We start from the raw sequence: 15,984 nt of genomic DNA on the forward strand, positions 1-15,984 counted from the left end.
AACCGCTATGGTTGAAATCGAAATTGACGGCCAAAAGGTCGAGGTGCCCGAAGGCAGCATGGTGATCCAGGCTGCCAAGAAGAACGGCACCTATATTCCCCACTTCTGTTACCACAAGAAGCTGTCCATCGCTGCGAACTGCCGCATGTGCCTGGTCGAGGTCGAGAAGGCCCCGAAGGCTGTGCCGGCATGCGCTACGCCGGTGGCCAACGGCATGATCGTGCGTACGAACTCCGAGAAGGCTGTGAAGGCACAGCAATCGGTGATGGAGTTCTTGCTGATCAACCACCCGCTCGACTGCCCGATCTGCGATCAGGGCGGTGAGTGCCAACTGCAAGATCTGGCAGTGGGTTACGGTAAGTCGGCTTCGCGCTATCAGGAAGAGAAGCGCGTGGTATTCCACAAGAACGTGGGCCCGCTCATCTCGATGGAAGAGATGTCGCGCTGCATTCACTGCACCCGTTGCGTGCGTTTTGGCCAGGAAGTGGCCGGCGTCATGGAATTCGGCATGCTGGGTCGCGGCGAGCACTCGGAAATCACGTCGTTCGTCGGCAAGACGGTCGACTCCGAACTCTCGGGCAACATGATCGACCTGTGCCCGGTCGGTGCGCTGACCTCGAAGCCGTTCCGCTACAGCGCCCGTACGTGGGAACTGTCGCGGCGCAAGTCGGTGAGCCCTCACGATGGCGTGGGCGCGAACCTCGTGGTGCAAGTGAAGAACAACAAGGTCATGCGCGTTGTGCCGCTCGAAAACGAAGCGGTCAACGAGTGCTGGATCTCGGATAAGGATCGCTTCTCGTACGAAGGCCTGAACAGCGACGAACGTCTTACCAAGCCGATGCTCAAGCAGGGCGGCGAGTGGCACGAAGTCGACTGGCAGACGGCACTTGAGTACGTCGGTCACGGTCTGACGGACATCATCCGCGACTTCGGCGCCGACGCCGTTGCAGCACTGGCCTCGCCGCACGCCACGATCGAAGAACTGCACTTGTTGCAGAAGTTCGTGCGTGCATTGGGTAGCGACAACGTCGACTTCCGTTTGCGTCAGACAGATGTGTCGGGCGGCCCCCTGGGTGCCCCGTGGCTCGGCCTGCCGATCGCCGAACTCGATACGCTGCAAAGCGCACTGGTCGTCGGCTCGTTCCTGCGCAAGGATCATCCGCTGTTCGCCTCGCGTCTGCGCTCGGCTGTGAAGGCCGGTGGTCAACTGAATCTGCTGCACGGCTCGGACGACGATCTGCTGGTGAAGCTCGCCAACAAGATCATCGCTGCACCGAGCGCGTGGGTGAGCGAACTCGCAGGTATCGCTGTCGCCGCCGCAGCTGCCAAGGGCGTTGCTGCCCCGGCAGAACTGGCCGATGTGAACGCCAGCGACGCAGCCAAGGCGATCGCCGCTTCGCTGATCAACGGCGAGCGTCGTGCGATTTTGCTGGGTAACGCCGTTGTGCAACATCCGCAATTCGCTCAACTGCACGCCATCGCGCAAGTGATCGCCGACATCACCGGTGCGAAGCTGGGCTTCCTGACGGAAGGCGCGAACACGGTGGGCGGTTATGCCGTGAAGGCCACGAACGCGAAGGGCGCTGCGGCACTGTTCGCACAACCGCGTCAGGCTTACCTGCTGCTCAATGCCGAGCCGGAGTTCGACTCGGCCGACGCGAAGCAAGCACTCACGGCATTGACCGCCGCGAAGATGGTCGTCTCGCTCTCGCCGTTCAAGCACGGCCTCGAATACGCCGACGTGCTGCTGCCGATCGCCCCGTTCACGGAAACGGCCGGTACGTTCGTCAACGCCGAAGGTCTGCCGCAACACTTCAACGGTGTGGTGCGTGCGCTGGGCGAAACCCGTCCGGGCTGGAAGGTGCTGCGTGTGCTGGGCAACCTGCTCAAGCTGCAGGGTTTCGAGCAGGACACCGCCGAACAGGTGCGTGACGAAGCGCTGGCCGGTTTCTCCGCAGCGTCGCTCGACAACCGCGCTCGCGGGGCACTGGCGGCACCGAAGGCCGCAAGTCAGGGGCTGGAGCGTCTGGCCGATGTGCCGATCTATGCTGCCGACGCTCTCGTGCGCCGCGCACCGTCGCTGCAACTGACCAACGATGCCAAGGCTGCGCTGCGCGCAACGCTGCCGGCTGCGCTGTTCGACAGCCTGGGTCTCGCCAAGGGCGACGCGGTTCGCGTGCGCCAGGGCGACGCCGTGGTCACGCTGCCGGCCGCTCGCTCGGAAACGCTGCCCGCCAATGTGGTGCGCGTACCGGCAGCCACGCCGGCGTCCGCCGCGCTTGGCGCGATGTTCGGTGAAATCTCGGTGGAGAAGGCGTAAATGAGCCTGAACGAAGTCATCAATCAATACGGCACGCAGTTGCTGGGCGTTGCCTGGCCGACGGTGTGGGCGCTGGTCCGCATTCTCGTCGTCGCCGTGATTCTGCTGCTGTGCGTGGCGTATCTGATTCTGTGGGAGCGTAAGCTCATCGGCTGGATGCACGTGCGTCTCGGTCCGAACCGCGTGGGTCCGGCCGGTTTGCTCCAGCCGATCGCCGACGTGTTGAAGCTGTTGCTCAAGGAAGTGATCACGCCGTCGCAAGTCAGCAAGGGCATTTACGCCATTGCTCCGGTGATGGCCGTGTTGCCGGCGTTCGCGATCTGGGCGGTGATCCCGTTCCAGCCGGGCGCGGTGCTGGCGGACGTGAACGCCGGTCTGCTCTACGCGATGGCCATTTCGTCGATCGGTGTCTACGGCGTGATTCTCGCCGGCTGGGCCTCGAACTCGAAGTACGCCTTCCTCGGCGCCATGCGCGCATCGGCTCAGATGATTTCTTACGAAATCGCCATGGGCTTCGCGCTGGTTACGGTGCTGATGACGGCCGGCTCGCTCAATCTGTCGGACATCGTGCGCTCGCAAGAGCACGGCATGTTCGCTGGCATGGGGCTGAACCTGCTGTCGTGGAACTGGATTCCGCTGCTGCCGATGTTCGTCGTCTACTTCATCTCGGGCATTGCGGAAACGAACCGTCACCCGTTCGACGTGGTGGAAGGCGAGTCGGAAATCGTGGCCGGTCACATGATCGAATACTCGGGCATGGGCTTCGCCCTGTTCTTCCTGGCCGAGTACATCAACATGATCATCATCTCGGCGCTGGCCTCGGTGCTGTTCCTGGGTGGCTGGAGTGCGCCGTTCGGCTTCCTGTCGTTCATCCCGGGTGTGTTCTGGCTGGCTTTCAAGGTGTTCCTGCTGCTGTCGGTGTTCATCTGGGTGCGTGCGACGTTCCCGCGCTACCGCTACGACCAGATCATGCGTCTGGGCTGGAAGGTGTTCCTGCCGTTGACGATCCTCTGGGTGATCGTGGTTGGGGGCTGGATCATGTCGCCCTGGAACATCTGGGGCTGAGGCGAACGGAGTAGAGGAATCCCATGGTAAGGGCAATCAAGGACTTTTTCGGCAGTTTCCTGTTGTTGGAACTGCTCAAGGGCATGGCGCTCACAGGGCGCTACACGTTCGCACGCAAGGTGACGGTGCAGTTTCCGGAAGAGAAGACGCCGCTGTCGCCGCGTTTTCGCGGGCTGCACGCACTGCGCCGTTATCCGAACGGCGAAGAACGTTGCATCGCTTGCAAGTTGTGCGAAGCCGTGTGCCCGGCAATGGCAATCACGATCGAATCGGATGTGCGTGACGACAATACCCGTCGTACCACGCGCTACGACATCGATCTGACCAAGTGCATCTTCTGCGGCTTCTGCGAAGAAAGCTGCCCGGTGGACTCGATCGTCGAAACGCACATTCTCGAGTATCACGGCGAGAAGCGTGGCGATCTGTACTTCACCAAGGAGATGCTGCTCGCGGTGGGCGATCGTTACGAAAACGAAATCGCGGCGGCCAAGGCGGCCGATGCGCCGTACCGTTAATGCAGGGCAGGGCGCGGTGCTTGGGTAGCGCGCCCGGTACGGCAATAGACGTTGGCTAATTCTCGGCACACCCGGTGATTATGGAATTCACAACTTTTCTTTTTTACGTGTTTGCGCTGATCCTCGTGATCTCCGGCCTGAAGGTCGTGACCTCGCGCAATCCCGTACAGTCGGCACTGTTCCTGGTGCTGGCCTTCTTCAATGCTGCGGCGATCTGGATGCTGCTCGAAGCCGAGTTTCTGGCAATCATGCTGGTGCTCGTCTACGTCGGCGCGGTGATGGTGCTGTTCCTGTTCGTGGTGATGATGATCGACATCAATCTCGACGAACTGCGTCGCGGCTTCGGTAAGTTCATTCCGCTGGCGAGTGCCGTCGGCGCGATCATGATCGTCGAAGCAGCGCTCGTGCTGATGCGCGGGTATGGTGCCACGCGTGCCCCGGTCAAGGCCGTGTCGGCACCGGACGTGTCGAATACCAAGGCGCTTGGCGTTGCGCTCTACACCGACTACATCTTCGCCTTCGAAGTGGCAGGTCTGATCCTGCTGGTGGCCGTCGTGGCAGCCGTTGCGCTCACGATGCGTACCCGTAAGGACCACAAACAGACCGACCCGAGCAAGCAGGTGCGCGTGAAGAAACGCGACCGCGTGCGTCTGGTGTCGATGCCCGCCGAAGCCCGGCAGCAATCCACCGGCACTGACAAGCCGGCGGCGGAATAAGGAGACAGCATGATGTCGTTGTCGCTAGCGCATTACCTGGTGTTGGGCGCGATTCTGTTCGCGATCAGCATCACCGGTATCTTCCTCAACCGCAGAAATGTGATTGTGCTGCTGATGGCCATCGAGCTGATGTTGCTCGCGGTCAATCTGAACTTCGTCGCGTTCTCGCATTACCTGGGCGACATTGCCGGCCAGGTATTCGTGTTCTTCATTCTTACGGTGGCCGCCGCAGAAGCTGCGATCGGTCTGGCTATTCTGGTCACGCTGTTCCGTAAGCTCGAAACGGTCAACGTCGAAGATCTCGACCGCCTCAAGGGTTAAAGCGAACGCTGTTATGGCATCCACATTGAATCCCAACCTGCTGCTCGCGATTCCGCTGGCGCCGCTCGTCGGCTCCATGATTGCCGGCCTGTTCGGCAAGCAAGTCGGACGCGCGGGCGCCCACACGGTCACGATCCTCGGCGTGCTGGTCGCGTTTGTCCTGTCGGTCATGACCTTTATCGACGTGTTGAACGGGGCGAGCTTCAACGCCACGGTCTACGAATGGGCGCGCATCGGCGAACTCAAGCTCGAGATCGGTTTCCTCGTCGACACGCTCACCGTCACGATGATGTGCGTAGTCACCTCCGTCTCGCTCATGGTGCACATCTACACCATTGGCTACATGGCGGAAGATCCTGGCTACCAGCGCTTCTTCTCGTACATCTCGCTGTTTACGTTCTCGATGTTGATGCTCGTGATGAGCAACAACTTCCTGCAACTGTTCTTCGGCTGGGAAGCGGTGGGTCTGGTCTCGTACCTGCTGATCGGTTTCTGGTACACGCGTCCGACCGCGATCTACGCCAACATGAAGGCGTTCCTGGTCAACCGCGTCGGCGACTTCGGCTTCCTGCTGGGCATCGGCCTGCTGCTGGCCTTCACCGGTACGTTGAACTACGGTGAAGTGTTCGCCAAGGCCAACGACGTGGCGGCCCTGTCGTTCCCGGGCACCGACTGGCGTCTGATTACGGTTGCCTGTATCTGCCTGTTCATCGGCGCGATGGGTAAGTCGGCGCAGTTCCCGCTGCACGTCTGGCTGCCGGACTCGATGGAAGGCCCGACCCCGATCTCGGCACTGATTCACGCGGCCACGATGGTGACGGCGGGTATCTTCATGGTGAGCCGTATGTCGCCGCTGTTCGAACTGTCGGACACCGCGCTGTCGTTCATCACGATCATCGGTGCGATCACGGCGTTGTTCATGGGCTTCCTGGGCATGATCCAGAACGACATCAAGCGTGTCGTGGCCTACTCGACGCTCTCGCAGCTCGGTTACATGACGGTCGCGCTCGGCGTGTCGGCCTACCCGGTCGCCATCTTCCACCTGATGACGCACGCGTTCTTCAAGGCGCTGCTGTTCCTCGGTGCGGGCTCGGTCATCATCGGTATGCACCACGATCAGGACATGCGCAACATGGGCGGCCTGTGGAAATACATGCCGATCACGTGGATTACGTCGCTGCTGGGTTCGTTGGCGCTGATCGGTACGCCGTTCTTCTCGGGCTTCTATTCGAAGGACTCGATCATCGAAGCGGTCGCCGCCTCGCATCTGCCGGGTTCGGGCTTTGCCTACTTCGCAGTGGTCGCGAGCGTGTTCGTCACGGCGTTCTACTCGTTCCGTATGTACTTCCTGGTCTTCCACGGCAAGGAGCGTTTCGGTCAGGCGCATGCGCATGACCATCACGACGCGCACCACGAGGAAGAAGAGGATTCGCACGGCGAGCACCACGGTCTGGCCCCGGGCCAGAAGCCGCACGAGTCGCCGGCTGTCGTCACGATTCCGCTGATCCTGCTGGCGATCCCGTCGGTCATCATCGGTGCCATCGCGATCGCTCCGATGCTCTTCGGCGAGTTCTTCAAGCAAGGCGTGGCGTTCAAGGACGTGATCTTCGTCGGCGAGAATCACCCGGCGATGGAAGAGATCGGCCACGAGTTCCACGGCTGGGTGGCGATGGCGCTGCACTCGTTCGGCACGCTGCCGATCGCACTGTCGGCGCTGGGCATCATTCTGGCGGCGTTCTTCTACCTCAAGCGTCCGGACATTCCGGAAGCGCTGAAGAACCGGTTCTCGGGCGTCTACAACCTGCTCGATAACAAGTACTACATGGACAAGATCAACGAAGTGGTCTTCGCCAAGGGCGCGCTCAAGATTGGCCGCGGTCTTTGGAAGGCAGGCGATCAGGGTCTCATCGACGGCGCCGTCGTGAATGGCAGCGCGCGTCTGGTGGGCTGGTTCGCAGGCGTCATCCGCTTCGTGCAATCCGGTTACATCTACCACTACGCGTTCGCCATGATCATCGGCATGCTCGGGCTCCTGACGCTGTTTGTGACGTTGAACGGCAAGTAATAGGGGGAGCCAATAACAATGCAATCGCTACCGCTTCTGAGTCTGGCCATCTGGCTGCCCATCATCTCGGGGATCGTTGTCCTCGCGGTGGGTAACGACCGCAATCCGGGCATCGCACGCGCGCTGTCGCTCATCGGCTCGCTGCTGAGCTTCCTGGTCACGCTGCCGCTGATCTCGAACTTCGACGCCAAGGCCTCTTCGTTCCAGTTCGTCGAGAAATCGAGCTGGATCGAGCGCTTCCACATCAACTACTTCCTCGGCATCGACGGTATCTCGCTGTGGCTTGTCGTGCTGACCGCCCTCATCACGGTGATCGTGGTGATCGCGGGCTGGGAAGTGATCACCGAACGCGTGGCGCAGTACATGGCCGCGTTCCTGATCCTCTCCGGTCTGATGATCGGCGTGTTCTCGGCACAGGACGGCTTGCTGTTCTACGTGTTCTTCGAAGCCACGCTGATCCCGATGTATCTGATCATCGGTATCTGGGGTGGTCCGAACCGCGTGTACGCCGCGTTCAAGTTCTTCCTGTACACGCTGCTCGGCTCGCTGCTGATGCTGGTCGCGCTGATCTATCTGTACAACGCGACGGGTTCGTTCACGCTGACCGACTGGTACGCCGCGAAGCTGCCGATGAACGTGCAGATATTGCTGTTCGTGGCCTTCTTCATGGCCTTCGCTGTGAAGGTGCCGATGTGGCCGGTGCACACCTGGCTGCCGGACGCCCACGTGGAAGCGCCCACGGGTGGCTCGGTCGTGCTGGCCGCCATCATGCTGAAGCTCGGTGCGTACGGTTTCCTGCGCTTCTCGCTGCCGATCGCACCGGACGCCAGTCACTATCTGTCGGGCTTCATGGTCGCGCTTGCGCTGATCGCCATCGTCTACATCGGCCTCGTGGCTCTGGTGCAGACGGATATGAAGAAACTGGTGGCTTACTCGTCGATCGCTCACATGGGCTTCGCGATCCTCGGCTTCTTCATGTTCAGCGAAATCGGCATGCAGGGCGCGATGGTGCAGATGATCTCGCACGGTTTCGTGTCGGGCGCCATGTTCCTGTGTATCGGTGTGCTGTATGACCGCATGCACTCGCGCAACATCGCCGACTACGGCGGTGTTGTGAACACGATGCCGAAGTTCGCCGCGTTCCTGATGCTGTTCGCCATGGCCAACAGTGGTCTGCCGGCAACGTCGGGCTTCGTGGGCGAGTTCCTGGTGATTCTGGGCGCTGTGAAGCTGAACTTCTGGGTGGGCCTGCTGGCTGCCACCTCGCTGATCACCGGTGCGGCCTACTCGCTGTGGATGTACAAGCGCGTGATTTTCGGCGCCATCGCCAACGATCATGTGCGCGAGCTGGTCGACATCAACAAGCGCGAGTTCTTCATGCTCGCAGTGCTGGCGGCTCTTACGTTGTTCATGGGTATCTATCCGAAGCCTTTTACGGACCTGATGCATACCTCCGTGGTTAACCTCCTCGCCCACGTGGCGCAGACTAAGCTGCCGTAATCGGGGAGGACATCTAGATCATGCAAAACATTAATCTGCTGCCTGCGTTGCCGGAGGCCATCCTGCTGCTCATGATCCTCGTGATCATGATGTGCGACGCGTTCCTCGGCCAGACGCGCAAGCTCAACTACGTGCTGGCGTGTATCACGTCGGCTGTCGTGTCGGTGCTGTGGGCTTGCAACGCCGCCGACCCGGCGTCGCATTACCTGTTCGGTAACGTGTTCGTCGCCGACCCGATGTCGAATCTGCTCAAGGCCTTCGGCGGTCTGGCAACGTTCGTCACGTTCATCTACGGCCAGAAGTATCTGGAAGCCCGCGGTCTCGCCCGTGGCGACTTCTACGTCCTCAGCTTGTTCTCGCTGCTGGGCCTGTCGGTGATGATCTCGGGCAACAGCTTCCTGACGCTGTATCTGGGTCTGGAACTGATGTCGTTGTCGCTGTATGCGCTCGCCGCCGTGTGGCGCGATTCGACGAATGCGACCGAGTCGGCCATGAAGTACTACGTGCTGGGCGCGCTGGCTTCGGGCTTCCTGCTCTACGGTATGTCGATGATGTACGGCGCGACGGGCTCGCTCGAACTCGCCAAGGTCTTCGAAGTGATCGCTTCGGGCGCCGTGAACAAGATCGTGCTGGTGTTCGGCGTGGTCTTCGTGGTCGCCGGCCTGGCGTTCAAGCTGGGTGCTGCGCCGTTCCACATGTGGGTGCCGGACGTCTATCAGGGCGCACCGACCCCGGTCACGCTGCTCATCGGCGGGGCACCGAAGCTGGGTGCCTTCGCGCTGCTGCTGCGCTTGCTGGTGGAAGGTATGCTGCCGCTGGCGATCGACTGGCAGCAGATGCTGATCATCCTGGCGGTGCTCTCGCTGGTGATCGGTAACCTGACGGCTATCGTGCAGACCAACGTCAAGCGTCTGCTGGCGTACTCGACGATCTCGCACATGGGCTTCGTGCTGCTGGGGATGCTCTCGGGCGTAGTGGGCGGCAAGATCGACGGCATCGCCGACGCGTACGGTTCGTCGCTGTTCTACAGCGTGATCTATCTGCTGACGACGCTGGGTACGTTCGGCATCGTGCTGCTGCTGTCGCGCAAGGGCTTCGAAGCCGAGAATCTCTCGGATCTGAAGGGCCTGAACCAGCGCAGCCCGTGGTTTGCCTTCGTCATGCTGATGTTGATGTTCTCGCTGGCCGGCATTCCGCCGCTGGCAGGCTTCTACGCCAAGCTGGCAGTGCTGCAAGCCGTCGTGAACGCAGGGATGGTTTGGCTGGCAGTGGTGGCGGTGATCGCGTCGCTGATCGGTGCGTTCTACTATCTGCGTGTTGTGAAGCTGATGTACTTTGACAAAGCCGACGACACCAATGCGCTTGAAGGCAGCGGTACGATGCGCTTCGTGCTGTCGATCAACGGTCTGGCCATGCTGTATCTCGGCCTGATGCCGGGGTCGTTGATGGACTGGTGCCTGCGCACGATCAAGCTGACGCTGGCGAGCTGATTCGCCAGTCGGGAAGCAATAGCAGTAAAGGGAAACGCGGACAGGGCAGATCGACACGATCTGCCTTGCCGTTTGACAGACACCTCAAGGTGAATACGGGAGACGAACGATGGGGATGTCCGCAGGCGGTACGCTAGTCATTCTGCTGGCCGTGCTGGGCGCGAACCTGCCGTTCGTGAACCAGCGGTTGTTCGGTATTCTCGGACGCAAGTCGGCGGTCAAACCGTTGTGGCTTCGTCTGATCGAGATGGTGGTGGCGTACTTCGTCGTGGGTGCGCTGGGTTATCTGATCGAGTCGGGCATCGGTAATGTGTTCGCGCAGGGCTGGGAGTTCTATGCCGTGACGGCGAGCCTGTTTGTCGTGTTCGCGTTTCCGGGCTTCGTCTACCGGTATTTGTGGCGCCATCGACCGGCGGTTGCCGCGTGAGATGGATGCTTCGCAAGACGCCGCCCCTGAGGCGGCGTTTTGTATTCTGGGTTCGCCAATTTTCAGCCGTGGAGGGCTTATGACCCAACAGCAAGACGACCAGCACCTGATTGAGACCGGCATCGAGAGCGATACCGTCTACGAAGGCGCGTTCCTCACCATCAAGCGCGATCGCGTGCGTTTGCCCGACGGCAAGACGGCGATTCGCGAATACACGACCCATCCGGGTGCGGTGATGGTGATTCCGTTGTTCGAAGACGGTCAGGTGCTCATGGAGCGCCAGTATCGTTATCCCCTGAAGCGTGTGATGACGGAGTTGCCCGCCGGTAAGCTCGACGAGGCCGAGGGCGGTCTGGTATGCGGTCAGCGCGAGTTGCTGGAAGAGACAGGCTATCGGGCCGAGCGCTGGGACTACCTGACCCGCATTCACCCGGTGATTTCGTACTCGACCGAGTTCATCGACATCTGGCTGGCTCGCGATCTGACGAAGGGCGAACAGAAGCTGGATGAAGGCGAGTTTCTGGACGTCTTCAAGATGCCCGCGACGGAATTGCTTCAGTGGGTGCGTGAAGGGCGCGTCACGGACGTGAAATCGATTATCGGCGCGTTTTGGCTGGAAAAGATATTATCGGGAGTCTGGCAGCCCGGTGAACGTACGCCGTTGCGCTGATTCGCCGTCTTACGGTCATTATTCCATCCCGGTCCCGCCGACGTATTCCAACGGCGGGGCGGGGACACATCCGTTGCATCATGAAGGTTTTTGATCTGCGTTGTGCCCATGAGCACACCTTCGAGGGCTGGTTCGGTTCGGAGGACGATTACCTCTCGCAGCAGTCCCGGGGGCTGGTGGCTTGCCCGGTCTGTGGCGATACGGCTGTCGTGCGCATGCCGTCCGCACCGCGTCTGAATCTGTCGGGGACGACTTCACGCGCCGAGACCTCGGCGATGCAGGCGGGCGAGCCGCCGGTGCGTACCGATGCGCTGCCTCCGGAAGTTGCGCAAGCGCAGCGTCAATTGCAGACGTTGTGGATGAAGGCCGTGCGCCACGTCATTGCGAATACGGAAGACGTCGGCAATCAATTCGCCGAGGAAGCTCGCAAGATTCACTATCAGGAAGCCCCGGAGCGCAATATTCGCGGCACCACGTCGCGAGAGGAAGCCGAGGCGCTGGCCGACGAAGGTATCGACATCATGTCGTTGCCGCTGCCTAACGGCGTCAAGGAAACGCTTCAGTAGGGGGCCTCGGTCGCCGTGTCGGTGGCCATCGCTTTGCCCTGATTTCACTCCCACGCCGAGACGGCCATCTCTGCCACCTTCGTGCCCCCCAAGTCGACCTGGGCGAGCATTTCCACGTCCACTCGCTTGAGGACGAACTGCATGTCGCCCACGCCGTCGAACGCCCCGTAGTGACGCGCCAGATCGCCTCGATGCATCAGCGCCCCGAAGGCCTTGAGCGCGTCGTCGGCCGAGCGGAATTCGGCAACGCCGAAATTCGGATCGTAGACGATGGTGCCTGCAGGCTCGACCACAATAGACATGGAATGACTCCGCGTGGTGACGAGATACGTCGCACAGCCGGGACCGTTCGCGATCTCGCGTTCGAGCCTGTCGAGGTCGAGCAGTCCGAGGTGCGTTTCCGCAGCGCTGGCTTCCGGGCTGGAATGCAGTCGTATGAGATTCTCCCGAAGCGAAAGCGCGTGACGGGATTGCGGCCGTTGAACGGCACCTTCTATCGTCCTGATGAACGACGTGATGTCCCCACGATGTTGAGCGACGGCCATCATGCGCACCAGCGGCAAGCAGAATCCGGTGCGCCCATCGGCGTTGCTTGCCGTGTAGGCCATTTGTGGCAGTGGTCGAAATTCTCCGGACGCGGCGCGAATGTCTCCGGCAATGAGCTGAGCGTTGAGCGCAGCACGCGCTGTGGCCTCGACACGCATGGCTTCTTCGACGCGGCGCGAGAGGATGCCGAGCAGTCGGGGATCGCTGGTCGCCGGATCGATGAAATCCAGCTTGAGCAGCTCCGACGGCCGCGCTTCCGGTGGCAGGTTCAACGGACTTTGCTTCGCTTCGCTCCGGCCCGCCAGGAAGGCTTCGCGATGCGCGGCCGACGCTGCATGACGCTGCGCTGAGAGCTTCGAGCGGTATTCGACGTCGATGAAATTCAGGCTCACATCGTCATGGAACACCGTTGCACCGACTGAGCTGTCGGGCGTGGAGGGCGCGCTAATGTCTCGGAGAATCCAGTCGTAATCCGCGGTTTGCGAGATCGAGGGTCCGGGCGAGCTCGGCTTGCCATGATCGATCACGTTCCAGGACCCGCGGTCGGGAAAATAGTCGACATTGAAATAGTAATCCCCGGAACGCACCACCATACCTTCTTCGCTGCGATAAAGGTTGGGCATCAGTTGATGCAACCGTCGCGCCGAGTCGGACGCCAGAAAGGGCCGCAACTGCGCGCGCACCGCAGCGGCGGCATCCGTGTACCAGCTGATTGGCAGCCCGACCGCCCCGGAAAGCATGGCATTCCATCCCGCACGTCGAGCCGGTGCGTCTCCGAAGGCAACGGCGGTGGTGCCCATTGCGAAGGTAATCGCGGAGAGCGTGCCGGAAGTCGCACTGATGCCAGGCACCGCGGCTCCGACGATGGAGGCAAGGCCAAATACAAAGTTGGTGGCGGCAAGCGTGTCGAGCAGCGGCGCAACGACGCTACCGGTCAATCTCGGCGTTCGGCTATGCGTTTCTTCCTTCACGCGCTCCCGGAACACATCACGGTATGCGCTGAAGGGGTCGTCTAGAATGGGCGATGTCGAGAATGACAACGCGGGGACGATGCCCCTGCGCGGGGCTGACGTACCGATGAGGCCAGTACCCATCGCGTTTTCGCGATCGGCTTCGGAGAACGCGCTCATCAGGCGTTCGCGGGTACTCGTGTCGCCGAGCTGTTCAGTGAGCCAACTGTGCAGCGCCGAACGACGATCAAACGAGATCAGATGATCCGACAGCACGCGAGGCGCATAAATGAGCAGCCAGCCGGTTCCGACATCCTCGAAGATTTGAATGTCCGATTTCGCGCCGCCGATGTGTAGCCATGACATGCGAATGCCGGGATCCGGAATCGACGGTTTGTGCATCGGTTCGAGATCCAGCGAATATAGGCTGGCGCATCCGGCGACGCGCCGCGCGATGTCCGCCGCTGCGAGCGGCAGGCGACGTTCCCTCTGTTGTACGAAGGCCTCGATGATGAACGCGCCTTTAAGCGACACGAACATATCCTGCGAGTGGTCTAGCCAGAACGCATCGAACTTGTCGGTTTGCTGATCGACGAAGGATTCCGTGTCGATGGCGTTAAGCAAAGCCTCAGGTGTCAGGTTCGGAATATTCAGTTCGCGCGCGTCGACAGGGTTTGCATCGTTCGAGAAGATGGCCCGGGTGCCGGGTGAGAGCGCTTCGGTTGTTGCGCCGCTGACCCGGTTCGCCAGGTATTGCGCTAACGACGATGTCTCGATCGGCGTCTTCGGGCCGCTCCAGTCCATCGTCGGATAGTCGAGGGTGGTACTTAGATTTTTCCGGTAGACATGAAGGTAAGTCTGCGACGCCGAGACGACTTGACCGCTTAAGGTCTTGATCAGCGCGGTCATGTATCCCTCGGTCGCGCTTGATAGATCGGGCAAGGCCATGGCGACACGGACCCGCAGTCGGCCGACCTTGTGAACCGCTTCGATAGCGCTGCGGTCGATTTGCAGACGCCGTTCGCGGGGGAGCGTATCGGGGGGAAATCCGGAGGGAAAGCCAGTGTCGCCGGGCGCGGCTTCTCGCATTCCCGTATCGAAGTCGGTGGCGTTGGCACCGGCCAGCCATGTTGTCCAGACAGCACTTCGCCGTCCGTCGAGCAGAGCGCTGCCACCGCGATCGAGGTCGTGACGAATGACATTGAAGCTCGCTCGCAATGCGAGGCGAATCACATCGTCTTGCGTGGCGGGGAGCATGACCCGGCACGGGGCGTCGCCAGAGCAACTGGGCTGCATACCCAGGGGAAGTCGACCGACCAGTTCCCGGTAGATGACGGAGCCATCACCCCTGGCCAGATCCCGTTCGAGACTCTGTTCCGATTCGTATTCCCTTAGCGGATAGCCACTTCCCAGTACGGCGACAAGTATCCTTCCCGGGCGATGCGTCATTCGAGCGGGATACTCCGAAATGGCAAACGCGCCTGCTGGCCGGACGTGCCCCCTGCCGGGGACGTCGATGAGGATCTCATGTGCTTTGACGTTGCCGATGTACGCGTCGGGGTGTAATCGACGGTGCGCGGCATCGGGCGCGTACGCGACGATCTGGGCCAGAACGAGACCATCGCCGGAGATTCGTCCGGCGTTGTACGCGATGGCGGCCTGCTGATCGAGTGCGGTTAGCGCACGCTCGTACAGCGCCTCGACGTGATTGGCGTCGGCAAGAGGGTCTCCCAGCCGATTCAGATTGCCAAGCCAGCGCCGCCTGCAATCGTCGATTAGTTTCTCGAATGCCGGGACGGTCATCTCCCTGATCTCGTCCTCAGGGACATAGTGATTCTCCCGCGTGCGGTTATGCGCATAAATGCCATAGGCGAGCGGGGTCTCCTTGATGTGGTTCTGCCGTGTCACAAATTGTCGTGCGGCGTCGCTCAACGTCAGCGATTCGATCAGGCCGCTGCGCGCGATGGAGCCGGGTGGCAACTGAAGTTTGGTCGGGCGTCCGAAGTATTTGAATCGATTCAGGTAGAGCAGATCGGGATCTTGCGTGATGCCGACGCTGGCGAGGGCCGAGATCAGTTCGTGTTCGACGAATTGCCGCAAATCCAACATAGGGGAAATTGCGTTGATCACGGCTTCGCGGGTCCGGGCGCGATTTTCCTGAGCATCGGCGAGGGAAACAATTCGTCGCATCGCGGCCGAATTGTCCAGCGGGGACTGTTTCAGCGGTGGCATCTCGCTCAAATGACGTGACGCATGGCGTACGCGATGCACTGGAGGTGCACCTTCCGGCGTGGGACGTGGGGTGTTCGGGGACGGGGGCGATATCGCTGCGCTTGCCGCTGCCGGAAAGCGCAGCGGATCATCAATCGGGATGGTGTTCGTCAGTCGGTCGCTGCCCTCGGAGAGGGTACGCAGACAGGCATCGACGACATCGCCGATGACTTCCCGAAATGAGAGTCTCCCGCTGTCGTCGGGCAGGACGCGGCGAGGTGCGGGCCACTGGCTTGCGAGGCAGATGTCGCTCATGGTGCGCGAGGCACTCGCGTAGGCGTAAAGCAAGCCGGTCAACGTGCCGATGGCGCCGCGTCGGTCGAAGCGGAGCAGCGGCATTGCGCTACTTACCTCGTGCGCCAGTTCGCGCGCACGCCGTTCGTAATCGGCCTCGCCGAGGTTCGGATCGAAGCCGCTGCCAGCCATTCGCAACCATTGGAACGTGTCCGAGACGCTCTGAGCCCAGCTTTTGCCGCAGACCGCTATATGACGATTGTCGGACTCGCCATCGCGCGCGGCGGCCCGGGCCATCGACCGCCGGATGTCCCGCAGATTCGAGGGC

The 15,984-nt window shown here is 61.2% G+C and carries 12 protein-coding genes; 11 read left to right on the forward strand and 1 reads right to left on the reverse strand.

Features of this window, described 5'->3' with window-relative positions; genetic code table 11:
- Positions 1-7: 7 nt before the first annotated feature.
- The 11 genes from nuoG (at position 8) to PAN31117_RS12870 (ending at position 11,655) form a co-directional block, all read left to right on the forward strand.
- Complete coding sequence (gene nuoG / locus PAN31117_RS12820) at positions 8-2,320, forward strand: NADH-quinone oxidoreductase subunit NuoG (RefSeq protein WP_150738537.1); 2,313 nt, start codon at positions 8-10, stop codon at positions 2,318-2,320.
- Complete coding sequence (gene nuoH, locus PAN31117_RS12825) at positions 2,321-3,385, forward strand: NADH-quinone oxidoreductase subunit NuoH (RefSeq protein ID WP_039399237.1); 1,065 nt, start codon at positions 2,321-2,323, stop codon at positions 3,383-3,385.
- A gap of 23 nt (positions 3,386-3,408) precedes the next feature.
- Positions 3,409-3,900 (forward strand): NADH-quinone oxidoreductase subunit NuoI, encoded by a 492-nt coding sequence (gene nuoI, locus PAN31117_RS12830; RefSeq protein ID WP_046291526.1) that lies wholly within the window; start codon positions 3,409-3,411, stop codon positions 3,898-3,900.
- A gap of 80 nt (positions 3,901-3,980) precedes the next feature.
- Positions 3,981-4,616: an NADH-quinone oxidoreductase subunit J gene (locus tag PAN31117_RS12835; RefSeq protein WP_039399233.1), complete on the forward strand. Its 636-nt coding sequence runs from the start codon at positions 3,981-3,983 to the stop codon at positions 4,614-4,616.
- A 9-nt stretch (positions 4,617-4,625) separates the two neighbouring features.
- Positions 4,626-4,937 carry an NADH-quinone oxidoreductase subunit NuoK gene (gene nuoK / locus PAN31117_RS12840; RefSeq protein ID WP_023596640.1) on the forward strand — a complete coding sequence of 104 codons (312 nt, stop codon included), beginning with the start codon at positions 4,626-4,628 and terminating at the stop codon, positions 4,935-4,937.
- Between the two features lie 13 nt (positions 4,938-4,950).
- Entirely contained in the window at positions 4,951-7,002 is a 2,052-nt protein-coding gene (nuoL, locus tag PAN31117_RS12845) for an NADH-quinone oxidoreductase subunit L (protein ID WP_150738538.1), read from the forward strand.
- Positions 7,003-7,020: 18 nt separating this feature from the next.
- The gene (locus PAN31117_RS12850) at positions 7,021-8,502 is read left to right on the forward strand and encodes an NADH-quinone oxidoreductase subunit M (protein ID WP_150738539.1); all 1,482 of its coding nucleotides are present in this window, start codon (positions 7,021-7,023) and stop codon (positions 8,500-8,502) included.
- 20 nt (positions 8,503-8,522) lie between these two features.
- Complete coding sequence (nuoN, locus tag PAN31117_RS12855) at positions 8,523-9,992, forward strand: NADH-quinone oxidoreductase subunit NuoN (RefSeq protein ID WP_150576763.1); 1,470 nt, start codon at positions 8,523-8,525, stop codon at positions 9,990-9,992.
- A gap of 115 nt (positions 9,993-10,107) precedes the next feature.
- On the forward strand, positions 10,108-10,419 hold the full coding sequence (locus PAN31117_RS12860; protein WP_150738691.1) for a DUF2818 family protein: 312 nt from the start codon (positions 10,108-10,110) through the stop codon (positions 10,417-10,419).
- 79 nt (positions 10,420-10,498) lie between these two features.
- Positions 10,499-11,089 (forward strand): NUDIX domain-containing protein, encoded by a 591-nt coding sequence (locus tag PAN31117_RS12865; protein WP_150576764.1) that lies wholly within the window; start codon positions 10,499-10,501, stop codon positions 11,087-11,089.
- Positions 11,090-11,169: 80 nt separating this feature from the next.
- Positions 11,170-11,655, forward strand: coding sequence for a DUF1178 family protein (locus PAN31117_RS12870; RefSeq protein ID WP_150738540.1), 486 nt, complete (start codon positions 11,170-11,172; stop codon positions 11,653-11,655).
- A 44-nt stretch (positions 11,656-11,699) separates the two neighbouring features.
- On the opposite strand, the gene PAN31117_RS12875 is transcribed toward PAN31117_RS12870, so the two are convergent.
- On the reverse strand, positions 11,700-15,383 hold the full coding sequence (locus tag PAN31117_RS12875; protein ID WP_150738541.1) for an Mcf1 protease effector domain-containing protein: 3,684 nt from the start codon (positions 15,381-15,383) through the stop codon (positions 11,700-11,702).
- Positions 15,384-15,984 lie beyond the last annotated feature (601 nt).

It is taken from the genome of Pandoraea anapnoica (assembly GCF_902459765.1).
GTDB lineage: Bacteria > Pseudomonadota > Gammaproteobacteria > Burkholderiales > Burkholderiaceae > Pandoraea > Pandoraea anapnoica.